Annotated in this window: 26 protein-coding genes and 1 pseudogene; 10 read left to right on the plus strand and 17 right to left on the minus strand. The window is 51.4% G+C overall.

Annotated elements, in window-relative coordinates; translation table 11 throughout:
• Both EU556_RS25575 and EU556_RS25580 read left to right on the plus strand, forming a co-directional pair.
• Positions 1-596 (plus strand): sensor histidine kinase (locus tag EU556_RS25575; protein ID WP_135437068.1); only part of this gene is annotated, 596 nt, incomplete at its 5' end.
• 11 nt (positions 597-607) lie between these two features.
• The gene (locus EU556_RS25580) at positions 608-1,018 is read left to right on the plus strand and encodes a response regulator (protein WP_135437069.1); all 411 of its coding nucleotides are present in this window, start codon (positions 608-610) and stop codon (positions 1,016-1,018) included.
• Between the two features lie 135 nt (positions 1,019-1,153).
• Here EU556_RS25580 and EU556_RS25585 read toward each other — a convergent pair whose 3' ends face one another.
• From EU556_RS25585 to EU556_RS25595, 3 genes are read right to left on the minus strand one after another with little or no spacing between them, the layout of a single operon-like run.
• A complete protein-coding gene (locus EU556_RS25585; RefSeq protein WP_135437070.1) occupies positions 1,154-1,921 on the minus strand; it encodes a Fic family protein in 768 nt (255 codons plus the stop codon).
• The gene (locus EU556_RS25590; protein WP_135437071.1) at positions 1,918-2,208 is read right to left on the minus strand and encodes a hypothetical protein; all 291 of its coding nucleotides are present in this window, start codon (positions 2,206-2,208) and stop codon (positions 1,918-1,920) included. Before EU556_RS25590 ends, EU556_RS25585 begins: the two co-directional genes overlap by 4 nt.
• 25 nt (positions 2,209-2,233) lie before the next feature.
• On the minus strand, positions 2,234-3,172 hold the full coding sequence (locus EU556_RS25595; protein WP_135437072.1) for a replication initiation protein: 939 nt from the start codon (positions 3,170-3,172) through the stop codon (positions 2,234-2,236).
• A 1,174-nt stretch (positions 3,173-4,346) separates the two neighbouring features.
• Between EU556_RS25595 and mobV the strand changes: the two genes are divergently transcribed.
• Complete coding sequence (mobV, locus tag EU556_RS25600; protein ID WP_135437073.1) at positions 4,347-5,984, plus strand: MobV family relaxase; 1,638 nt, start codon at positions 4,347-4,349, stop codon at positions 5,982-5,984.
• Between the two features lie 4 nt (positions 5,985-5,988).
• Here the strand turns inward: mobV and EU556_RS25605 are convergent, their stop codons facing one another.
• The 4 genes from EU556_RS25605 to EU556_RS25620 all read right to left on the minus strand — a co-directional run bounded on the left by EU556_RS25605 (position 5,989) and on the right by EU556_RS25620 (position 8,101).
• Positions 5,989-6,330, minus strand: coding sequence for a hypothetical protein (locus tag EU556_RS25605; RefSeq protein WP_135437074.1), 342 nt, complete (start codon positions 6,328-6,330; stop codon positions 5,989-5,991).
• Between the two features lie 186 nt (positions 6,331-6,516).
• On the minus strand, positions 6,517-6,714 hold the full coding sequence (locus EU556_RS25610) for a hypothetical protein (RefSeq protein ID WP_135437075.1): 198 nt from the start codon (positions 6,712-6,714) through the stop codon (positions 6,517-6,519).
• Positions 6,715-6,819: 105 nt separating this feature from the next.
• Positions 6,820-7,422, minus strand: a complete 603-nt coding sequence (locus EU556_RS25615) for a BLUF domain-containing protein (RefSeq protein ID WP_135437076.1) — start codon at positions 7,420-7,422, stop codon at positions 6,820-6,822.
• Between the two features lie 82 nt (positions 7,423-7,504).
• Positions 7,505-8,101 (minus strand): LuxR C-terminal-related transcriptional regulator, encoded by a 597-nt coding sequence (locus EU556_RS25620; RefSeq protein ID WP_210116384.1) that lies wholly within the window; start codon positions 8,099-8,101, stop codon positions 7,505-7,507.
• A gap of 359 nt (positions 8,102-8,460) precedes the next feature.
• Here EU556_RS25620 and EU556_RS25625 point away from each other — a divergent pair, with 359 nt between their 5' ends.
• Positions 8,461-8,685 carry a hypothetical protein gene (locus tag EU556_RS25625; protein WP_135437078.1) on the plus strand — a complete coding sequence of 75 codons (225 nt, stop codon included), beginning with the start codon at positions 8,461-8,463 and terminating at the stop codon, positions 8,683-8,685.
• An 11-nt stretch (positions 8,686-8,696) separates the two neighbouring features.
• Here the strand turns inward: EU556_RS25625 and EU556_RS25630 are convergent, their stop codons facing one another.
• Together EU556_RS25630 and EU556_RS26740 are read right to left on the minus strand one after the other, a co-directional pair.
• Complete coding sequence (locus EU556_RS25630; RefSeq protein WP_135437079.1) at positions 8,697-9,023, minus strand: hypothetical protein; 327 nt, start codon at positions 9,021-9,023, stop codon at positions 8,697-8,699.
• A 218-nt stretch (positions 9,024-9,241) separates the two neighbouring features.
• Positions 9,242-9,373, minus strand: coding sequence for a hypothetical protein (locus tag EU556_RS26740; protein WP_262709691.1), 132 nt, complete (start codon positions 9,371-9,373; stop codon positions 9,242-9,244).
• 1,252 nt (positions 9,374-10,625) lie between these two features.
• Between EU556_RS26740 and EU556_RS25635 the strand changes: the two genes are divergently transcribed.
• Together EU556_RS25635 and EU556_RS25640 are read left to right on the plus strand one after the other, a co-directional pair.
• Positions 10,626-10,898, plus strand: coding sequence for a hypothetical protein (locus EU556_RS25635; protein WP_135437080.1), 273 nt, complete (start codon positions 10,626-10,628; stop codon positions 10,896-10,898).
• Between the two features lie 51 nt (positions 10,899-10,949).
• Positions 10,950-11,495 (plus strand): hypothetical protein, encoded by a 546-nt coding sequence (locus tag EU556_RS25640; protein ID WP_135437081.1) that lies wholly within the window; start codon positions 10,950-10,952, stop codon positions 11,493-11,495.
• Positions 11,496-11,497: 2 nt separating this feature from the next.
• Here the strand turns inward: EU556_RS25640 and EU556_RS25645 are convergent, their stop codons facing one another.
• The 4 genes from EU556_RS25645 to EU556_RS25660 all read right to left on the minus strand — a co-directional run bounded on the left by EU556_RS25645 (position 11,498) and on the right by EU556_RS25660 (position 14,089).
• Positions 11,498-11,728: a hypothetical protein gene (locus tag EU556_RS25645; protein WP_135437082.1), complete on the minus strand. Its 231-nt coding sequence runs from the start codon at positions 11,726-11,728 to the stop codon at positions 11,498-11,500.
• A 58-nt stretch (positions 11,729-11,786) separates the two neighbouring features.
• Positions 11,787-12,164 carry a helix-turn-helix domain-containing protein gene (locus tag EU556_RS25650; RefSeq protein ID WP_135437083.1) on the minus strand — a complete coding sequence of 126 codons (378 nt, stop codon included), beginning with the start codon at positions 12,162-12,164 and terminating at the stop codon, positions 11,787-11,789.
• 27 nt (positions 12,165-12,191) lie between these two features.
• Positions 12,192-12,488, minus strand: coding sequence for a type II toxin-antitoxin system HigB family toxin (locus EU556_RS25655; RefSeq protein WP_135437084.1), 297 nt, complete (start codon positions 12,486-12,488; stop codon positions 12,192-12,194).
• 305 nt (positions 12,489-12,793) lie between these two features.
• Positions 12,794-14,089, minus strand: coding sequence for a PDDEXK-like family protein (locus EU556_RS25660; RefSeq protein ID WP_135437085.1), 1,296 nt, complete (start codon positions 14,087-14,089; stop codon positions 12,794-12,796).
• Positions 14,090-15,483: 1,394 nt separating this feature from the next.
• Here EU556_RS25660 and EU556_RS25665 point away from each other — a divergent pair.
• Positions 15,484-16,158: a hypothetical protein gene (locus EU556_RS25665; RefSeq protein ID WP_210116385.1), complete on the plus strand. Its 675-nt coding sequence runs from the start codon at positions 15,484-15,486 to the stop codon at positions 16,156-16,158.
• A gap of 51 nt (positions 16,159-16,209) precedes the next feature.
• Here the strand turns inward: EU556_RS25665 and EU556_RS25670 are convergent, their stop codons facing one another.
• A complete protein-coding gene (locus EU556_RS25670; RefSeq protein ID WP_135437087.1) occupies positions 16,210-16,635 on the minus strand; it encodes a hypothetical protein in 426 nt (141 codons plus the stop codon).
• Between the two features lie 116 nt (positions 16,636-16,751).
• On the opposite strand from EU556_RS25670, the gene EU556_RS25675 reads away from it, so the two are divergent.
• On the plus strand, positions 16,752-17,084 hold the full coding sequence (locus EU556_RS25675) for a hypothetical protein (protein WP_135437088.1): 333 nt from the start codon (positions 16,752-16,754) through the stop codon (positions 17,082-17,084).
• A gap of 20 nt (positions 17,085-17,104) precedes the next feature.
• Here EU556_RS25675 and EU556_RS25680 read toward each other — a convergent pair whose 3' ends face one another.
• Positions 17,105-17,437: a TfoX/Sxy family protein gene (locus EU556_RS25680; RefSeq protein ID WP_135437089.1), complete on the minus strand. Its 333-nt coding sequence runs from the start codon at positions 17,435-17,437 to the stop codon at positions 17,105-17,107.
• 258 nt (positions 17,438-17,695) lie between these two features.
• Here EU556_RS25680 and EU556_RS25685 point away from each other — a divergent pair.
• Positions 17,696-20,386 (plus strand): annotated as a pseudogene (locus EU556_RS25685) (type ISP restriction/modification enzyme); the annotation flags it as partial.
• 17 nt (positions 20,387-20,403) lie between these two features.
• Complete coding sequence (locus tag EU556_RS26905; RefSeq protein WP_394346136.1) at positions 20,404-20,853, plus strand: type ISP restriction/modification enzyme; 450 nt, start codon at positions 20,404-20,406, stop codon at positions 20,851-20,853.
• Between the two features lie 143 nt (positions 20,854-20,996).
• Here the strand turns inward: EU556_RS26905 and EU556_RS25690 are convergent, their stop codons facing one another.
• Entirely contained in the window at positions 20,997-21,317 is a 321-nt protein-coding gene (locus EU556_RS25690; RefSeq protein ID WP_135437090.1) for a hypothetical protein, read from the minus strand.
• A complete protein-coding gene (locus EU556_RS25695) occupies positions 21,314-21,802 on the minus strand; it encodes a zincin-like metallopeptidase toxin domain-containing protein (protein ID WP_135437091.1) in 489 nt (162 codons plus the stop codon). The genes EU556_RS25690 and EU556_RS25695 overlap by 4 nt, the downstream gene beginning before the upstream one ends.
• Positions 21,803-21,997: the final 195 nt, after the last annotated feature.

Genomic DNA, 21,997 nt, shown 5'->3' on the forward strand with positions numbered 1-21,997 from the left:
CCGCTACCGCCGATACGGCGACCGTGCTGCACCTGATGGACGACTCGGTGCAGCGGTTCCAGCACACGCTCAAGCACCTGACCGACGTGACCCGCCTGCACGCGCCCGCGCAGCTGCCGGTTACGGCCGTCTCCCTGGCCGACCTGGTGGCCGACATTCGCCTGGACCTGCACCCGCTGCTCGTCATCAGCGGCGGGCACGTCACGGTCGACCCCGATGGCTGTGAGCTGGTAACCTTCGCCGAGAAGCACTTGCGCAGCATCCTCTACAACCTCATCAGCAACGGGCTCAAGTATCGTTCCCCCGACCGGGCGCCGCAGGTTGTCGTGCGCTGTCACCTGCGCGACCAGGAAATTATGCTGGAAGTACAGGATAATGGCCTGGGGCTGACGGAGCCGCAGCAGGCGCGGGTATTTGGCCTGTTCCAGCGGGTGCACGAGCACATTGAGGGCACCGGCATTGGCCTGTATCTGGTCAAGCAGGTGATCGAGGCCGCGGGGGGCCGCATCAGTCTCGAAAGCCAGGCGGGGGTCGGGTCGCTGTTCCAGGTGGTGCTCCCCCAGCCCAGCCCAACTTTTGCGCCCGACGTCTCGTAAGGCAGAAGTTCATGCAACTTCTCCCAACCGTGCTGCTGGTGGACGACGACCAGACCGCCCGGTACTTGGCCGCGCGCCTCTTGCGGCCCTATGCGGACCGGGTGCGGGTGCTCATGGCCGCAGACGGCCACCAGGCCCTGCAGCTGCTCGCTCACTACGCCACAGAATTGGTCCCCACGCTGGTCCTGCTGGACCTGTACATGCCCGTGCTGGATGGGTTCGGCTTTCTGCGCGCCCAGCTTGGGTGGCCGCCCGCCCGGCGCGCGGCGGTCCGGGTGGTCATCGTTTCCTCCTCCGACATGCCCGCGGAAGAGCAGCGGGCGCGGGAGTTGGGCGTGCCGATGCTGCCCAAGCCCCTGACGGCGGCCATGCTGGCCCGCGTGCTGCACCAGCAACTAGGCGAAGCATTTCAACTCGCCTAACTGCCCTAACGGGAATTTCTGTTCTTACTCTTGCGCTACCCCGTAGAGAAGGGCAGCAGGCTTTTTAACGGGCCGAAACAGATAATATCATCAACCACCCTTACAACTGTATTCAGTTGTAAGAGTGGTTGCGGGTTAGAGCTTCATAAGCTGATGTGCCAGCGACTTATGGTGCTGATGTAACATGAATTCCCGGAAGATTGTCAGATCATCCGTTTGGCGACTTTGCTCGAGTGCCGCGAAGTATTCTGCCTTATCCTCCCGAAACACGACGGTCAAGGGCTGCCCGAAGTAATGCTGGATATAGTTCATCAACAGCCGGGAGGTACGGCCATTGCCATCGTTAAACGGATGAATACTCACTAGCTGCTGATGCGCATCGAAGGAGATGTCAAGCTGCTCCGATAAGGTTGAGGCCTGTAGCATGCGATGCTGAAGCTGTTGAGTAAGTTGCTGCACCAGCACGGGTACCTTCTGCGCATTGGGGAAAGAGCTGGCCCCCATGATCGATACTTTATCGAGGCGAAAGTCGCCTCGTGCTGCATCTGTCCTGCCCATGATACTGTTGGTTTGAAGGCCAGTCGTACGCATCACCGCACCGGCAATCTCCTGCAGTAGGGCTGGGGTCAGCATCCGCCGCTGCTCAGCCCATAGCAGCGCCAGGTCCAAGGCTTGTGCATGGTCAGCCAGCATATCGTAGCCGTCCCAAGGTAGGGTCGGATCGATCTTGGCTTCGTCGCCTACCAGAAAATCAAAAGCTGACTGCACCGTTACCCTCGAGCCCTCAATCATCGTCGAGTGGGCCGACACCATCACGTGGTTTAGCAGCTGTCGGGACAGGCGGTCGGCAGGCGGCAACTGTTGCACGAGAGCCGTTAAGCGCTCAATCTCACTCCAACTCATGCCGCCATGGCTTGGCGCAAACTATCTACGTCCACGCTGGCCAGGGATACCGGGTACTCCAGCCCTGAGACGTGAATCACCTGGTGGGCCCAGGCAGCTAGATCATGCGCGTAGATGATTGGACGATCGGCCGCATCATGGTATACGGTTTTGCCCAGCATAAACGCTTCTACGCTGGCCCGTAACGGCGCCGGCACCTCCTCCAAGGCTTTGTCCCGTGGATCGGTTAACAAGTGCGTCAGGTAGGCTCTAAGCACGCGATACGCTTCTTGGTTATGCGAGGTCATAGCAGGGTAGGGGAGAAAGAGGGTGTTAGCTGGTCTTAGCCGGCGTTTTAAGCCCCAGTACTGTCAGCAGTAAGCCGGCTGGATTCTTATCGGCCTTGATCTTATCGGTCTTCAGCCTGTACATAAACTTGAACAGCTCATTTACGAGGTTCTCATCCCCGAGGATCTGAGCTACAAGCTTGGTGTCTTTAATGCCTAACGACTCCAGGTGCCGGCGAGCCATGAGAATCTTGGCATCTTCCGGTGTTTCATCGAAAGGAATCGGAAGTTGCTTGGGCTGCTGCTTGGTCACGTAGAACCGTACCGCGTGGAAAGATCGGCCCTGTTTGAGCAAGGTGTAGCCAATCTTGAGTTCCGTGTTCTCATTGATCTGGCGTACCGCGATATCTAGCACTTTGGCCTTCAGATCGCTAATACGCTGAAACTGCTCCGGTTCTTTTCCCTTCGGATCCTTCAGCTTGAGCATGTGCTTAAACTCATTCAAGTCATAGGTCTTGGTTTCCCCGATATCCTTCCATTGAGAGGCCAGTTGGTAAATACGCTTGGCGTACTTGCTGGAGATCTTTAGGGCTGAGAAGAGCTGATAGGAGGTGAAGTTGTTCTTCAACTCAAACAAGTACGGACGGATGTCTTCCGAAAGGCGAATACGTAGGTAGCCCTGACCCTTCACGTATTCCACCTTCTGAAACATCCAGAGCTGCACGTAGGACTGGTCATTCTCCACCTCAAACATGCGAGAGCCCATGGATTCTGTTGCTTCCTTCAGCTGCTTGTAGTGCCACTCCCGCCCGGTCATGGCCACCACCTCGTTCATATGGATATGGTACTCCTGATTGGGAGCATCTTCCCGCCGTAGCTTGGAAAGCAAAAAGAAGAGCAGGTCCAGTTGACAGGCCGTGTAGTCATAGCGAGCCGTAGTGATCGCGTTATGTTGTCTAACTTCCAGTGATTCCGAATGATCCATAGCAGGGAGGGATAGGCAACAAATATAGAGAAATAGCTAAAAACTACAACTGTTTTTACAGGACGTTTTTGACTGATAAAAAGTCGTTTCACCTGTGCAGAATAACTGATGAAAAGTCGTTTTAAACTGATAAAAGGTAGTAATTCACTGATGAAAAGTCGTTTTAAACTGATAAAAGGTAGTTTATAATGCATGCATGTATCAGTATTACAGCGAGTTACAAGTCCTGCAAATAGACAAATATCTAAAAATACACAAGTTGTTGATACACACGCGAGTTCAAAAGATTAGCTTTCAAGGTGTAGGTATATAACTGGAATAGTGCAGCAGGAAGCAGCAAAACGGGAAGCACAAATTAGTTCAAAACCGCATCAAGTGATTGTACTTTTTTAATACTAAATTATACTTTGCGTATTTGTTCGGTTAGCTTCTGTTGTGCTTAATGTACTGCCACTTCTTGATCCTAGATGCCCCATTTCTATTCGAGTATACCGGCGAGATATAAAAACGACCTTTTATCAGTCGTCCCAAGTTTACTGCTCTCCTCTGATGGGACTGCGCTATCTAAAGGCATCTTTGATGGGGTTTGACTGATAAAAAGTCGTTTTTCAAGTGCCCCTTTTTTTGATCCACTTATCAGGACGAAAAGCAGTACTACGAACCAGTTGCGCCTTGATTCTATCCCCGAAGATTGTGACTGTCAATTTGAATTTTATAAAGGACAGTGGGTGCCGCTGGCTCTATTGATACTTTGGTTACATCATGAATAGAAGGGGAATATTTTGGTAGCCACGGCGATAGGCAACTGGGTACGATGCTTATGGTTCTTACACTTTGGAGATACTTAGAGGGTACAGGAATCTAAATGAGTCACGCTATCATGGTGCACGTTATTAAAAATATCAGGTTACGATAAATGCCGTCTGCAACATTGATAGTTGAGGGTCAGAGATGCTGCTACCGGCTTAAATAGAGATCCTAAACCAGCAGCCTGCATAACTAGAGAATATACACTTCCTTCGGAAGAGCATAGCAATAGAACAGACAAGTAAACCGTTAGCCTAAACGCAATAATATCCGTTCAATGTATAACTCACTACACATTGGTGCGTAGGAGAGGGGTAGCTTCTTCTGGTAAGTGGCATCTGATACGCATCTATCTTATTCTATCCGTATGGCTTTCGCGATTATCCGAGTGACCAAAATTGCCAACCGCGAGCAGGCGCAAAGCGTCGCCCACCACAACTATCGCACCCAGGAAACACCCAACGCGGACCCGGCTTTGCGGCACCTGAACCAGGAGCTAATCAACCATGAGCAGCGTAGCTACTGGGATCTGGCAGGCGAACGCATTGCCGAGCTGCAGCTACCACGTCAGCGGAAGGATGCTATTCGCGCCGTGGAGATCTTGCTTACAGCTAGTGAAGAACGGTTCGATAGGGACCCCACCACCGGGCGAAAGACGGATATCCGGAACTCTCTCTGGGTGAAGGACAATTTGGCTTTTCTGCAGCAGCGCTACGGGGCGGAAAATGTGATTGGGTGCATGCTCCACCAAGATGAGAGCACCCCGCACCTGCATGCTATTGTGGTGCCCGTCACCCAAGAGCAACGCGTGCACAAGGGTGAGAAAGTGGGAGCCAAGGAGCGGCTCTCCGCACGGGACCTGTTCAGTCCCGCGGCACTCCGGCAGTTGCAAACGGATTACGCTGAAGCCATGGCACCCTACGGGTTGAAGCGAGGCATTGAACGCAGCACCGCTATTCATCAGGATGTGCGCCGCTATTATGGGGCCCAAAAGACCAGTCAGCAGCAGTTGGCGCAGGTGGTGGCGCCGGTCGTGCACACCCCGCTGGAGATCGGCAAGAAAGCGTGGTACGTCGACAGCGGGGTGCACCTACAGCGGGAGCTGGAACGACTCAATCAGCAGGCAGCCCATCAACTGGCGGAAGCCAACGCCAAGCTCGCGGAACTGGCCACCATTGCCACGGCCAACGTGCTGGCACAGGACCGGGTACGGGTGCTGGAAAAGCAATTAGCTACCAGTAAGCAGCGCGAGCAGCAGACCGCCGCGGCGCTGCAGCAGAAGACGCAGGAGCTCACGGCCAAGACAGAAGAGCTGGGGACCCTACGCGAACGGTTCCACCGGTTGATCGTGCAAACGGCCCAAAGCGAAGCGCTGGCACCGAACCTAGTGGAGTGGGCCAGCAAACAACAAGCCTACAGCCAGCGCCGGGCGGAGCAGGTCGTGGTCACCGTATTACAGGGGCCTATCAAGGAAGTCAGCGAGGTAGACCAGGCATTACAAGAGAAGGGCTATGTGATTCACCAGACAAAGGAGAAATCCTTCTTCGTGCGGGAGGCAAAAACCGCCGTGCAGTTTCCCCTTGATCACCTGCGGCCTAATGGCCAGCCCTTGCAGGAGCAGGTACTGCAGGCAATCGAGCGCACCCGAGAAGAGCAGCGACAGCAGGAACGTCTCCAAGTAGCCCGCGACCCGCGCTCGCTGAAGGCGACGATTACGCTCGTCGATGCCGAGCGGGCCGAGCGCATCCGCCTTGCATTCGAGGACGCTGGCGCCAGCGTGTGGCAAGTGCGGACTCTAGACGATCACCGAACCTCACTAAGCGTGGCCTACCGCTTTGAGTGGGAGAAGCTTCCCAAGATCAGCGCGGTGTTGGACAAGGCGCACCGGTCCGAGGGTGTAGCAGTGGAGGAAAGCTACGGCGATCAGTCTACGCGTACTGGTGCGGTGCGCACCCTACTACAGGATCACCAAGCCAGAGGTAGGGAGCGGGGGCTGTCGATGTAGGCCGTCACCGAGGTAAGCGGGGACGGCGTTTTCGCGCGGTGTTGGCTTGCTCCCTAAAGGTTGCCCGATCAGGTGCTGGCGGCAGAGCTGGTTCGTTCGTATCCTCGTGCTCGTGCAGTTGACTGTCTATCAGCCGAGCCAGCGCATCCGATACGGACGGGGTACTCTTACCGAGTAAAACACGCGGGGGACGCTGTTGGCTGGCGCGCCAGCGCAGGATGCGGTCGGCCAAGTCTCCCACGGCCTGCGCAATTGCTTTGGGCAGGGCCCCCGTGGCGGTCGTGGGCAGCTGCGCGGCCAGAGCGGCCGTGAGCTCGGTGACTAATGCTTGTTGGCGGGGTTTCACCTGCCTACATACTGTTGAGGTGAAAAGAGGTTACTCCCGTCTGGCGGAGGCCAGCAGAGTACAGGAAGCAAGGCGGCGTAGCGTCAGGTGAGGAGCAACGCCAGCACCAACAGGGCTTTTTGCTGATCCGCGGGTGTCGCCGGCAAGTGGGTCAACTGGTGTAAGACCTGGGCTTGGGAGGGGACTTCATCCCCCCTGACGGGAGGTGGTCGGCCAGGGCAGGCCCGCCCAGGTCTGCACGATGTAGGTGAATTGGTCGGTGAGACGGCGCAGGCGCGCTTCTCGGTAGGGAGACGTGGCGGGCAACTGAAGCACCTCCAGGCGTAACAGGCGCAGCATGGCGGCCGTGGTCAGCGCCGGGGAGGGCAGAGCGGAGCAGGACATAGGGGGAGCAGAATAGTTCTCCTCCTACTGGCAACGGGCCCAAAAGGATGCAGCCGGTCGAGCTTTCCGGCGCGTAGTGGCCGCGTAGCTGGCCCAAGGGCGATGTCAGGGAACTTCCGCCGTCAAGGGATGGGGCCCGAAGGCCTCCAGCAAGGCCCGCAGGTGGTCGTCTTCCACGGAGCCTTCCGTCCGAGAGGAGGCAGCCTGCAGGGCAGTTAGCATGAGGTCCACGGCGGTCGGGTCGGGCAAGTGCTGAAAGTCCATGTGCCAGTCGGCAAACCGGCGCTGTGCCCCCGGTCCGTGGTAAAGCGTGCAGACCTGCTCGTGGCGCGGATCCTGCTGAATGTGGGCGTACAGCGCTCGCACCGCCTGCTCCCTTCCCTCCAGCACCTGCACGTAACGGCCGTGGCTGTAGAGCAGCAGCCCCGTGATCTGATGCTGTTCATTGTAAGCGCGGGATTCAGTCAGCAATTGCTGCAAGTCCATGTCGGTTGGTGAGCGACTTGCGCGGCTGTGATAGAGTACTTGATACACGCTGAGTTCAAGTTGCTCTTCTACTTCGGCCAGTGTGAGATGTCCCCGCTGAAACAGGGACAGCATGTAGCGTTCGTAGGACTGGGGGGCCAACGACGTGCCACTAGCCAGCGTCACCGCCAGGGTTACAGCCCGACGTCGTTGCGTAGCGTTGGTAAACAGGGAATCTTCCATACCCAGGGTATACGAAACCGAAGCACGGGATAAATGCGGTAAAACCGGGGATAACTACGGATTTTAGTTCCGCGTAGCTCCCTCAGGTGATGAACCCCCACTCCAGCACGTAGCGGATCAAGGCGGCCGAGTTGCGGGAGCCAGTTTTCTCCAGCAATTGCTGGCGTTGGCTGTCGACCGTACGCTTGCTGGTGCACAACTGCGCGGCCACTTCCGACGTGGTCAAACCCTGAGCCAGCAGCTGCACGATTTCCCGCTCCCGCTGCGAAAGCCGCACAGCCGGCGAAACCAGGCACGTGGGAGTCGGGCGCGCGGAAGGAGCCGGACCCGCGGCGTGCAGGGCCAGCAGGCCAACCTCCGCGGGCAGGTACGGCCGGCCCATGGTGATGAGATGCAGAGCCAGCGTCAACTCCTCTGCCGAGGCCGTAGGCAACAGCACGCCGGCCGCGCCCGCCCGGAACAGATCCCCGGCGAGTGTCACATCAGCCTCGGCACAAACGACCAGTACAGCCAGAGAGGGGTACTGCTGCCGCAGGTAGCGCAGTAGCGGGTGGGTCTCACCCTCTCCCCGGGTAGAGCTGAGTAGGACGATATCCGTGGGCGTATGAGGCAACTGCTCCAGCAACTCCTGCTCGGTCCGTACTTGGCCTACCAGTTGCACCGTAGGTAGCGACGCCAAGAGCCGGCGCCAGCGACTGCAAATATGCGGAAGACCATCGACCGCCAGGACTCGAACCATGAGTAACAGGGTAGAAAACAGAATAGGCCAGTGACCCGTGGGGGGCGGGAGTGGTTGCAGCAACTCGGGTAGAAGTACCGGCTAGCACGCTCATGACGGTGGGAAGTAGGTGGTTTCCTCAAAGCTCTCGTTAACCGGCCCCGTCGGCTGCACAACAGGCTCCCACCGGCATGTCGTCCACTGGCCGGGCAGTTCCCCCACCACAACTAGCCCCGCTGGCAGGCGTAGGTAGGTGTATCCCAGGCCATATATGCCGGCCGGGGACCTACCCTAAGCCAAAGTATATGAACTAGATCATCGTGGCACAGTTTGACTCGGTGGCCCACGCCCACCATGGGCTTCGGCAACTGCTCGACACCGGGTTTAGCGCGGAGCAGGTGGCGATAGAGAGCACCGACGGCAGCGCTCCCGGTGGCCCGGCCGCTCACATAACCGTGCATGCTGAGACGGCGGCTACCGCTCACCTCGCGGCCTCGATCTTGGACTTAGCCGGCGCCCTCGACGTGCGGGCGCACCCTGCCTGAGGCCACCACGCTTACGAAGATGAGGTGCCTGATGCCACCGCGTGGCGGGGCAGGTGATGGAGCACACCGGCGAGTAGGGATTGGCACTCATGCGGTTGCAGGGCCTCAAACGCTTGTCGGGCACTCGCCAGCGTGGGGTACCAGTGGACCGCCGTGCGGGTTCGGGTCGGCACGGTACTGCCGGCAATGGGCTGCAGCGTATACTCGATGGCCGGATAACGGCTTGGAACGAGCCCGGTGCGCAATAAGTGAGGATGCAGGGTAATCGTAAGCACGTGCTCGTGCGCGCGATAAGTCTTGCGGGCGTTGGGGCGGGCAACCGGTCGACGGTGGACCATATGGATACAACGAGCTGTTTAGAGCCGATAGTAATACAGGGGAATAAGATAGCTCACCTAAAGTAAGCAGACAACCGATGCCCCCAGTGAGGGGGCAACAGGTACGAAGCAATCTCAGTGCTGGATTGCTAAGGCATGAGAATCGTTACGGCTATGGAAGAGAAATGCTCTAGCCTTGCTCCAGACCCTACCGGATCAGGAGCAAGTTCTGATGCCCCTTACTTGTTGGCGTTCATTTGCCGGTGCATTGTGGTAGCCCGTTGCAAATAGTCCTGTACGAGCTCCAACTGCATCTGCTGCCGGCGTTTATTCAAAGAAGCTAGGTGCTCGGTGGGGCGGTCGAGTTTCATCCCGTGAAAGGGGCCGGGCACTTCTCGTTTCTCGTTCCCTGTGGCCTGCTAGCCCCGCCGCAGTTGTGCGCCGAGCAAGGGTCGTTTGATCGACCATCCTTCCATCGGAGCATGAATGCCAGCGTGATTGCGTTTTTTGACAAGAACCTCCGGTAAGTAGTAGCTAGACAGGGAAGAGCGAATCCTTTGCATGCGCTCTTCCCACCGTGGCAATGGCCTCGAGGTCTTGCTATGCTCTGCTGCGAGGAACAGAGGACGGAAAAACGGTCTCAGGTAGTGTATCTTTAGCCTATCGCACGGTAAGTCACCCAGCCGGCCTTGTCTGAAAAGACGAAGCCCCGGCTGTTGACGCAACCGGGGCTTCAGGAAGTGGGTGGATCTAGCACCCTTACTCCCAAGCGAAAATGGGTAAACGTGCGAAAGCGAAACGGACCGATGAATGCGGTTGGTTTCGTGTCTCCTTTGAGCTGTGTAAGACAGCCCTGGGAGCGGTAATCCGAGCAGTGGTCTCTCACTGGCTGGATCGCCATTAGGAGGTAGCGGGTCGGACTGTGGTTCGGCCCGCTATTTTCTACCAAAAACTTCTTGTCAAATATACAGAGTATATCCACGTATAGTTTGCGATTGTATACTAAAAGTGAATTGCTTGAGAACAACTTGCGGGTTGACCTGCTAATTGTAGACCCTTTGGCGGGTAACGGGGGGGTACGTCAAGTCCTTTTGTGCTTAGCGGCTTTCCGGGGGCGTGGCTGGTTGGCGCTGTGCAAACTGTTCATCAAAAATTCCTCCATGCCACCCGGTGTGCGAAGTAATTCAGTGAAATCTGCGCCGCTGATACGGCATGTAAAAATAGTCCGTCGGCTATGGGCGGAAATCATAATTCCCTGGTCGAAGGTGTCTATCAGGTAAACTCCCCAGCCCTGGTCGCGCCAGGCCTGCCACTGGGAGGGATAGTCATAAATGGATACCACACGGGATGGTTGAATACAGACAACTTGTGTAGCTCTATCAGCAGTAAGCAGCAATACCTGTTGCGTTTCCTGCGCCACTAAGCATCGTCGACTACGACGCACTTCCACTCGCCAGAGGAAAGACCGTTGGATAGGGGTGCCGTCCTGGTATTCCCACCGAACTGCTTCTACCCAAGCTCCTTCAAGAAGAGGCTTGCCTAAGAGGTCACAGAAGATTTCAGCTGCCATAAAAATAGTATTTGCTACTAATATTAGTATATTGAACACAAATACTAACTATAATGGCAAATAAATCTCCTATCCCGTTTCTGTTGGCCGCCCGACTTCTCGATGCCGGCGCCGAGCCACTGGTGTTTGAATTTCAGTCCGACCTATTCAACGACTACCCGGCGCATGTGAGCATCAGCCGGCTGGGCTGGCAAGCTATGGGGCCTAGTCAGGCTATCAGCTATGTAGTAGATCGCTACTTGCTGGAGCATCCTGAGGAGGGTGAGCGGGTGGGGCGTGAGGTGGTGACGGCATGCGTGCACCAGGCGCTGGGGCTACCGCTTTAGCCTATTCACTAGACTTCTCGATAACTGATCTAAGTATCACACCAGCTTACTATGTCCATCACCTTTGAGCCACACTTGGTTCCGGCCCCTGTATTCCAGCTTCAACCACTCACTTCTTATGTAAATGACTTCTGGCAATACTTAGACTGTGATAAGCAGCCCGCTTTAAAGGACATGCGTTTCCTGGCGGATGCCGTGGTCATACCTGATGAACAGAACAGGAATGTGTTGACACTTGCGCTCTCTATCGAAGGATTTCAAGTAAAAGAAGAGGGAGCTACAAACCGGTTTATGGCTCTGGGTTGTGTTACCCATTTTATCATGGTGGATAATGACAACACAAGGCTTGAGTTTCCTCGGCTACTTGACATCGCGTTGCCACCCTTCAATATGGCACTTGGTATAGTAGTCGGGTTAGCCCGTGGGCATTTACTGCCTCGCTTTCAGGGATCCCGATGGCCCAACTTCATACTTCCCATCATCAGTGTGCAGCAACTGAGCAAAGCCATGAAGCAACGCGACAAGTTGAGAGCTGATGGGGCCTTGGAGGAAACTCGGACAACGTCACAAGGGGAGAACTCTCCACCTAGTGAGTGAAGCTAGCGTGGTTTGGCCATATTCGTCTTTCTCGCTAACTCTTTTAAGCGTATCTTCTTAGGTGCTGACCTTTGTTCTTGTACTATATCTTCTTGCGCTATAGATACCTGCACATACGTGTCGAATGACAAATGACCTTTCAGGTGTGGTAGACGCTTAAGCAGTTCCTCATATTCTTGAAAGAAACGATCCAGAAGCTCAAGCTTGGTAGTAAAATCTTCGGCGAATGGCATACAAAGTAAAAAGCCCAGCCTGTAAGGGCAGGGCTGATAAGTCGATTCACTAGTCGGTCTAGGCTGCTTCCAAGATGAAGTCCCCCGGAATGCCCAGCTTGGCGTGAAGTCGCTTGGCAAAGTCTAAGTTCACGCCGCGCTTACCATTCAGGATCTCGCTCAAGCGGCTGGCCGGCACACCCAATAGAGTCGCTAGCTGTCCTTTGTTTAAGCGGCGCTCAAACATCTCCCGCTCGATGCGAGCAATGAGGGAATCGGGGTGCACAGGACGGTGGCCGTTGTCATTCTCGTAGGCGTTGACAACGTTGCCCAACTCCGTGATTTCGGTTAGGTTCTCGGGCTCATGGTCCACGAGATATTCCAGGCGCTGCATAGCTGCCTGATACTCGGTTTCGTTTCTGATTTCCATGGTGCGGTCTTCTGTGAGTGGTTTCACTGACCTGATGGGAAGTGACCTGGTACCTCATACGGTGGTGATATCGGGTATACGATCGTATTCGGCATGGGTGCCGATGAACCGGATATACACCTGTTTGGCTGGAAAAAAGATGCGGACAATGAGGCGGTGGCGGTTATGCCCCACGTTGATGACCCAGCGGTCACCTCCTACATAGTCGGCTTTGGGTTTCCAGGCCCGTACGTCGGCCCCGTTGTTGAACTCGAGGGCTTCCAGGTCATTGAATATTTCTAATAGCTCAAGGGCGACAGAAGGATTCTGGATACCGTACTCGCGAAGGGCGCGTTTAGTGAAGACTTGCATAAGCAGTCTGGGGGCTTTGGATTAGTGAAAAATACGGTCTTCATGTTGTACGATGTGTGTTAGCTCGGACAGTGTCTGCTGCACGCTGCTAAGTGACAATTAGGCTATTGGTCAGGCCTAGCCATATGGCCTTTGAATTCTGTATAGTGTCAGCTATATATGAATACACTACAAAGATAGTTCTTATTTACATAATTCAGAAATTATTTACCAAAATCAGAATGATATAGACCCAAAAAGCCCCGGTCAAATAGCCGGGGCTTTCTTTTGGAGCTAGCTTACGTATGGCTGATGCCGACAATCAACTAGTCTGCGCTCAACATAAAGTCAACGTCCTTTGTGTTTACAAGGCTAGTGTAACGATCTAGTACGCTGGCAAGCCTTAGTACCTCTTGTTGCAGTTTCTTGACTAGAGTGCCTTCTGCAATGGCGCTATAGAGGTCCTTCTCTGTAGTAGGGCCTGCCCACTCCCACCAGGGCCACCAGTCGGTGTGCTGACTTTTATCACCGAGCATTGACGCCAACTGTTCCGGTACACCAGTTGGAATGGGTTGTTCCACTGACGAATCGCCAGGGAACCAAAAGTTTTTGTCGAAGCGGATACCGTATATCAATCGTCCTTCATTGAGCTCAATCGCGATAGCGTAGCGTCCCCACAGCCAGCAAGCTGGTGCAGACGAGCTATTCAACAGAGTACGGCGCAGTAGAAAAGGGTTTCCGTCATCACCGTCCACAAAGCCTTTCCATTTCCAGTGCACTGCTCCTTCTATATCAGGTATCGTGCTACCTAGTTTTTGTGCCAGTTGGTCCCGAAGTCGATGCTTGAGAGTATCCAATGCACTGGCAATATCAAACGCAGTGTGCACATACGCCGGAATGGCTATGAGTGTCTTAACGACTTCCTTGTCTTGCATGAGTTGAGCGGGCTTTGTGCTAGGGAAATTGAGCCACTGTTCTATCTGATGACGAAAATTCCCTAGAAATAATCGTAAGGATTCAGGATGCACAGCCCGTTGCCATGCATCAATTACTGTTAGGATAAAGCTCTGGTAAGTGATGTTGACATAATGGCCGCTCTTAATGAGGCGCCAGCGCAAGGAGGGACGCAAACTGTGAGACTGAGGTCGCCGCGGAATACTACTCAAGTAGACCAGAGCATAATGACGACCGTGACGCTGTTTGAGAAAGCGCCGGTACCGTGTTAACTGCCTGTGTTGATCGCCGGTCTTATCACGCGGTTTGTTCTCCACGCAGATAGCGAATTGCCGATCAACTGTAGTCAGCAGCAAATCGATTTGGCCTGTGTCCCCATGGCGCCTTTCCGCTTCTACCGTCCAACGCGTGCGTGGCAACCGAGGCCCAAGCAGTGGCAGTTGGCGCAGGTGCTCAAAGAAGATGTCTTGAAATAGAGTGCCTTGGCCGTGCGTCTCGTCTGGATTGAGGAAGAAGGCCAGCATGTGTGTGGACGGCACTTCACTCCAAGCCATGAACCGGAAGGGCGTGAAGTCACGGGCGGTGTACTGATTGACGAGGCGATTTTCGTGCTCCACGCGTTGGGCGGTGGAGGCTACTGCCTGCAGGCAGGATAGTAAGGGATCCATATGCTGAATAGAGGAGCCTAGTTAGGCAGAAATCTATTTGTTTACAGCCCTTGAACATACATATATGTGCCATCGCCATCTCAACTTGCTCATCGCAGCTTCCAGATCATCCACGCAGGCCCAGGTTTTAGCATAAAGAAAGTGTGCACCACTTTGTCCTATACATAAACTGCATTTCCAGCAAATCAGAGGCATATTTCACAAGGCGATATGCCTCTATTGGGTCTAAATGGCCTATACCCTGTCCTATTCTTGGGATTACTTACTGTGTTTATTTGCTAGTGCCTTCCTACTCGCCCGAAGTAAAATAAAAACTTTCCGGTTGGGTCCCAACAGAAAGTGCCAATACAACGCGCAAACGCATTTTTTGAAAAGGACATATGCTTCCATGAGCTGCAAACGCATCTTTTTGGGTCCTTTACTTCGGACTATGAATAACATTGTTTTGTATATACACCACAGGATAACAACTGTATAAACGAAACCTCATGTTGCTATAACAAAATGAGAGAACTGCGTAGGTAACAAAGGGCCGGTCTCGGGCTTACCTTAGTAAGTATCCACTATGGTATTCACTAAAATTTTTGACAGAGTTTAACGGCACGGTACTTCTTTGCGTAAAAGTGGATATTACTCAAGTGTTGATGACAACCCAGTAATCTACAAGTACTAAAAATCTGCTTTTCTCATGTAGTATAGTTCACCACACGAGCTTCGATAGCACTAGGTGTTTTAGAAGCTAACCCGCGTGAACGCAAAAAGATCGCCCGGCAAGGCGATCTTCTGCGGCGGTATTACCCACCTTAATTCATCCCTCGAGAAGATGAAAAAATTCCATTTTGAAGGACTAGCTCTCCTGATGCGAGAGGCTAGATTCTATGCCATGCTTTTGGCATTCTTTATTGTCGTCGCCATCCTGGCTTATCGACCTGATTTGTTGGTTACCATTTTGGTAGTTGGCAGAACCTTCCTTCCGAAACCATAACCAGCGCAGAGCGTCAGGTTGCTCAAGCCTTTACTCGTCTTTCAAACGGGTAAAGGCTTTTGCGATTGTAAGTACGGTAAGATATACTTACAATCATTACAATGTGTTACAAAGTGTAATACTTTTCTGCAAATTGATAGGTCTACAGTGGCGTTACTATCTGCCTAATTTCTTGTAAAAACTAAGCGTTATTTTACCGAATATGGAGGCTGGTTTTTTACTTAAAAGCACCTAGTTATAAGCATTCATGAGCAGCAGCATATACTCGATATACAAGAGGGTTTTAGTCAACAACTATGGCCAGTTATACCATCCAAATTGGGACCCAACAACGAACCGTGAATTAGGCGATTATGGCACCCTGCTCAACGGCTTGTTCACAAGAGTAGGTAACATCCGAGACGAGGGAATGGGAATCACTATTACACCCTCCAAGTCTCAAGTCAGGGCACATCAAACTTTCTCGTCTGGAACTGGCGTAAGCTACAATTTCGATGCTGGTGGCGGAGGGCAGATACGTGCAGCATCCTCTGCTAAAGCAAAGCTTAAAGTGAGCTTCACAGGTGGGCAAGGCGTGAGTATTAACGCTTATGGAATCCAATACACGCAAATCCAGAATTATCAGTCAGTCACCAATGCCGTCTTAGCCCTATACAATAGCGGTAAATGGAGCAAACATTGGGTGATTGTCACAGATCTCTACCAAGCTCAGAAATGCTTGATGGCTATTTCCAATGAAGGGTCGCAAGAAGCAGAGATAGAATTTGAAGCCCAGCATAAACTGCCTACTGCTACAGCAACACTGGCTAATGCGAACTTAGGATTAGTGTGTAAGAGCCAACGTAATATTGGTTATACTTTGGATACGCTAAAGGGAAAGGTAACCTTGGGATTCGGGTTAGGAGCTATAAGTGCTTCCTTTATTCGTAGGCCTCGCTTTCAGCCTTTCGAGAATAAAGGTCGGTGGGGAAACGATGGGCCTACAACTATGAATTTCGAGATGAGGAGAACTCCTAATGTGCATATACCAGACATGATAGAAACTGGACCACCGCGGTTTGTAAGGGTACAGGTGTCTGTTTAGTACTTGATCAATAGATAAAAGAAGTTCTATTAATTGATAAGGATCTGTACTTTATGTCAGATCATCAGCTGACTTGGTTGTTTCGTCCTGTACTACCTTACTGGTGCGAGATGAGGTTGGCTTCTTATTTGACCGCTTCGAACTGGATTGGTCTGATCGTCCCGGCGTGGCTTCGAGCACGGTGTTTTTTATAGTGCCGTTAGGAAGCTTTGGCAAAGTCACCGGATGCATCATGTCTTGTAGTTGCCCGAAACGTGCATCTCGCTCCTCTTTTGTGTGAAACCCCCACGTAACTGTAGTGCGAACTAAGGCAATGTCGATAAGGTATGGTAACTCTACTGGGTTAGTAGAGGTGTCACTGTTTTTTGTAGGAGCAAAATTACCGGGGGCATCTTTTCGCTCTAAATAGATAATGTGAGCAATGTTGATGATAAAATCGGCATTTAGTGTTACTCGGATAAACTGGGCTGTTGACATGCAAGGGGCTATAATTTAAGGGAAGGCTCATATTAGGCAGAATCCGTTACTTCTTTACATCTCACCTACTGCTTCCACATCATTTACCTTTACCAGCCTCATAAAGCGCCCGCCCCATGCCTGATCCTGACGATCTGACGCCTGAGTCCCCTCTGCATCCGGCACTGGAGAATATGCTGGGCCGTGATGGCCACTTCGATGTGGGCGCCAACTCATTGGACCAGCATATCGGCCGCCGCGTGCGTTTTTCAGATGCTGACTCCTATCGGCATGATCCCAAGAAGCCGGGGCAAATCCGCCAATACACGCACGAGATTGTGGGCGTACAGTACAACTATGAGGGCAAGTTGCGCTACCGAGTGGAAGTGCGTGACCCCGAGTGGCCAGGCAACCCAAGGCGGGACTTTGGACGACCTGCAGACCCCGATGAAGTGGAGTTTGTAGATTGAGTAGTATTAGGCAGAATCCGTTACTTCGCCTTATTCTTTTTAAGCTTGGGCGGCGGCAGCTCAGCCACAGTCAGACGCACTAATTGTTGCAACCAGGCGCGGTCGTCTAGGCCTTCTTCGATGAGCAAGCTAGGCTTAGCTCCCGGGTAGGGTGGTGCTTCCACCAGGGCGGGTGCTAGGTAGGCACGGCCGGCGGCGGTGGGCTTTACAAAGAGCTTGTTGTCGCAGACGAGAGCAAAGAGTAAGTCGTCCCAGTAGAGGCCGTATTCGCCGAACATTTTTCGGGCGCTTACTGGACCAGCAGGTTGTAGCTGATCGAGGATGAAGTCGACGAAGGCCTGATCGGAAGCCATGGACGGGAATGTGGGTTGAGGATGTGCAAAAGATAGAAGCATCGTTCCGCATTCCAATACGCTGGTTCTGCAACTTGTAACTTGTCGCTCATGCCCGCTACTCCGGCTACCCGCCTTGGCTTCCAAATCATCTAGGACGGTCTTACGCTACGTCGAAGGCCTGATGGAGATGCATTGGCTAGCTCAAGAGGAAGTAATCGAATTTGGTTAACTCGCTGGTACACTGGTACATTTAAGCTCTCCTTTAAACAGAGCTATATGTCTCGTATCCTTATTCAGAGTTATCAGTCTGAAGTTGAAAAGATTATCCGATATGGGGGTTCGCGTAAGGAGACATCCATTCGAGTAGCCTTCCAGAATCTACTGAATGATTACTGTAAGCAGAAGGATTTCCTGCTCATTCCCGAGCTAGACTTTAAGCTTCCGAACGGAAAAACAGTTTATCCAGATGGTACTGTTAAGGATGCGCTAAGGCTCACCTGGGGCTACTGGGAGAGTAAGGATGAAGCAGACGACTTGGATGAAGAGATTCAAAAAAAGTTTGCCAAGGGGTATCCTAAAGACAATATTCTGTTCGAGGACTCCCATCGCGCAGTGCTGATTCAGGGTGGTGAAGAAACACTACGAGCTGACTTGGACGATATTGAAGCTACAGATGCTATACTCCAACAGTTTCTACATTATGAACGACCTGAAGTCAGCACCTTTCGTCAAGCTATTGAGCGGTTTCGAGATGATCTGCCGCTGGTAGTAGAAAGTCTTCGCTCTACTATAGCTGCTGCAGAAGGTGTAAATACAGCGTTTCAACAGGCGCTATCTGCATTCGTAGTGCTTGGCCAACGAACTATCAATCCTGAGTTTAGTACCACCGAAGCTCGGGAAATGATGATTCAGCACATCCTGACTGAGGATATTTTCAACCGCATATTCGATGAAACTCAGTTCCATCGAGAGAATAATATCGCTCACGAGCTTGAACAGGTCATCAATACTTTTTTCACGGGCAGTACACGTCGCGATACTTTAGAGCGCATTAGGCCTTACTTCGATGTGATCAATGCGCAAGCTGCGAGCATTGCTAGTCATAAGGAAAAACAGAAGTTTCTAAAAGTAGTGTATGAGAACTTCTACCAGGCTTATAACCCCAAAGGAGCTGATAAATTAGGTATAGTCTATACTCCTAATGAAGTAGTGCGATTCATGATCGAAAGCACCGAATATCTGACAGAACTCTATTTTGAAAAGTTACTCTCAGACAAAGGTGTAGAGATTTTGGATCCAGCAACTGGCACTGGTACGTTCATCACGGAGTTACTGGATTATTTGCCAGCTAAATGCTTGCCACACAAATACGAACACGAGTTGTATGCTAATGAGATAGCTATACTACCTTATTACATAGCCAACTTGAACATAGAGTACACTTATAAACAACGGGTCGGCAAGTATGCAGAGTTTCACAACATCTGCTTTGTCGATACACTCGACAACGTCAACTTTCAGAAGGTTCGTAAAGGACAATTAGCTCTGAATTTTGGTTTAGGTATGGAAAACTCGGCCCGCATTCGTCGTCAAAACGAGCGCGAGATATCAGTGATAATAGGAAATCCACCATATAACGCAAACCAGCAGAACGAGAACGATCATAACAAGAATCGTAGCTATCCAGCTGTTGACAAGCGTATTAAGGATACATACATTAAGCACAGTACAGCTCAAAAAACTAAAGCCTATGACATGTACTCAAGGTTTTTTAGATGGGCTTCTGATCGACTTGCCGATGAAGGACTTCTGTGCTTTATCACGAACTCATCATTTATCCATTCACGTACTTTCGATGGCTTTAGGAAATCTGTAGCCAATGAGTTCGCAGAAATCTATCTTGTCGATCTAGGTGGTGACGTACGATCAAACCCAAAGTTGTCAGGCACTAAACACAACGTTTTTGGTATCCAAGCAGGCGTCGCCATAGGCTTTTTCGTCAAGAGGAAAAAGAAGCGTGGCCAGCAGGCAAAGATTTATTACCTAGGACGTGCGGCTGATGAAACGGCGGCTGACAAGCTGACATTCCTCCACGAATCTAAATTTGGGAAATTAGAATTCGATCGTATTCGACCGGATGCTAAAGGCAACTGGCTGAACATAACTAAAAATAATTGGGACGATTTGCTGCCGTTAGTCGACAATACGTCGAAAGACAATAAGGAAGTGTTGTTCACCACTGCTGCACTTGGTGTAAATACAGCTAGAGATGAATGGGTTTATGACTTTGATAAAGAGTTACTGGCGGAAAAAGCCGCGTGCTTAGTCCAGTTACATAATGAGAGTCTAGCTACTATTGCTGCTGATAAGAAAGGTAAAGCTATCAGATCATCTCTATCACCTTGGGTAAAGTGGAGCGAAACTCTGATCAACCGCGCGCTTAAAAAAAGCCCACAGAATTTCGAAAGTTCTCAGATTGTTAGTTCGCTTTACCGTCCATTCGTGAAGCAATTTTACTATGGTTCTAAGTATTTCTCTGATAGACTAACAGGTAGTCAATTTGAGTTCTTTGGCCCGAAGCTGGTGAAGAAAAACAAGGTGTTGTTGTTTACTGCGCCGAGTTCTTCAAAGCCTTTTATGGTGGGAGCCTCTAACATAGTAGCTGATTTACATTATGTAGGTGCAGGATGCGGTACACAGTGTTTGCCTATGTATCGATACAATAAGGCTGGCGAGCGTCAGTCTAATGTTACAGAATGGGGGCTTGGCCAGTTTCAGACCTACTATGAAGATACCAGCATCAGTGGACAAGATATATTCCACTACATCTATGCAGTACTACATGATAGTCACTACCGCACGAGGTACGAACAGAATTTAAAAAGGGAGCTTCCTCGCATTCCATTTTACCCGGCTTTTCATACTTGGGCGACAGCTGGCAAGGAGTTGTTTGAGCTGCATTTAGAATACGAAAACGCTGAATCCTGGCCGCTAGAGCTACGTACAACCCCACAACCCCACAACCCCACAACCCCACAACCCCACAACCCCACAACCCCACAACCCCACAACCCCACAACCCCACAACCCCACAACCCCACAACCCGCCCGGGAAAAGTGTCAAAACACGTCTCAAAGCAAATGTGGCAAAGGGAGAGTTGGTGCTCGATGACGAGCTCACACTTACAGGAGTGCCGGCCGTGGCGTGGGACTACAAATTGGGTAATCGGTCAGCGTTGGAATGGGTACTTGACCAGTACAAAGAGAAGACTCCGAAAGACGCCACAATTCGCGAACGGTTCAACCCCTATCGTTTTGCTGCCTATCGTGATGAGACCATACAGCTACTGTCCAAGGTGTGTACGGTAAGTGTCAGGACGCAGGAGATAGTAGCAGAATTAGCTGCTCTCTCACCATTGAAAGCGAAGAAGTAGCTTGTTATGGTGTAGCATTTGTATCGCTTGCAACAACATCGGAACCGAGGGGAACTACGACAGAGCGTTGAGCGTAAAGTATAGAAACGAAAGAAGCCCTACCAATTGGTAGGGCTTCTTTCGTTTCTATTAGAGCATTTTGCTTAAAAAGCATGAATTCTAGTGTCTTCGAATTGACGCTTCACAAGATCACCTCGAGGAGTAAGAATGGCAATTAGATCACCTGTTTCTGCATTTATTTCAATATAGTTCTTCTCCTGAGCAAAGCCAAATGGGTTTTGCTCAGTATGATAAGCAACAGTCCAAATTAGAGGACTTGTATCATGCTTCCTATCTAGTGTTGCTACAAAGCCACACTCTACATCATGCTTAAGATGCATCTCTTTGAGGGTATAAGAAGCAATAAGCAACGCATCTCGCTTACTGATTCTTGCCCCCGATTCGATTAATGTTGCTGTGTTCATGGCATTATAACATCTGAAGAGAGTGGATCAATTCCATAATCTGCCCTCAATTTGTTTAAGTAACGGTAAGCATCAACAACTTCCTTTGATGTTAAGTTATGCTTTTCATTCATAAGCTCCTCAAAAACATAGGTTTCCTTTTGTAGCACAGAAAGCCTGTCGTATTGTTGCTCTCCTAAATTAGCCCAGTGCTGGGCATGTTTCATTTCATGGACCAGTTCATAATATGTCACTGCTCTCCTTACATAGATTTTCCTGTGTAAAGAAGAGAATCCTGCTCTCATACCATTCTCATCCATGTATTGGAGTACTGGAGAATCCTTATGCATGACCTCTAGACTTATTCCAAAGTTTGACTCAAGAACGTTTGAGTATCTTCTGATGTCTCTCCTTTCAAGTCTAGGACTATCTAAGTACCCTCGCCTACTCTGAATTCGAGCAAACAAGAGCCTTCTTCTTGTTTTAAAGTCCTCTCTTTTACTCATTTACAGTCCACAGGTTATATACGATGTAAAGATCAGTAGCAAAATAACTAATAATAGGGCCCTTAAACACTGATGTTAAGAAGTTGTTTGTAGTCGATGCTAACTTAAATGGGCGCTTCTAACTGATATTGAGGGCTATCCATTATGCACACTTATCCAATTGATCTATATTGAACAAGTATAGTATCTAGGTTA

It is taken from the genome of Hymenobacter fodinae (genome assembly GCF_004745825.1).
In the GTDB taxonomy this organism is placed as follows: Bacteria; Bacteroidota; Bacteroidia; order Cytophagales; family Hymenobacteraceae; genus Hymenobacter; species Hymenobacter fodinae.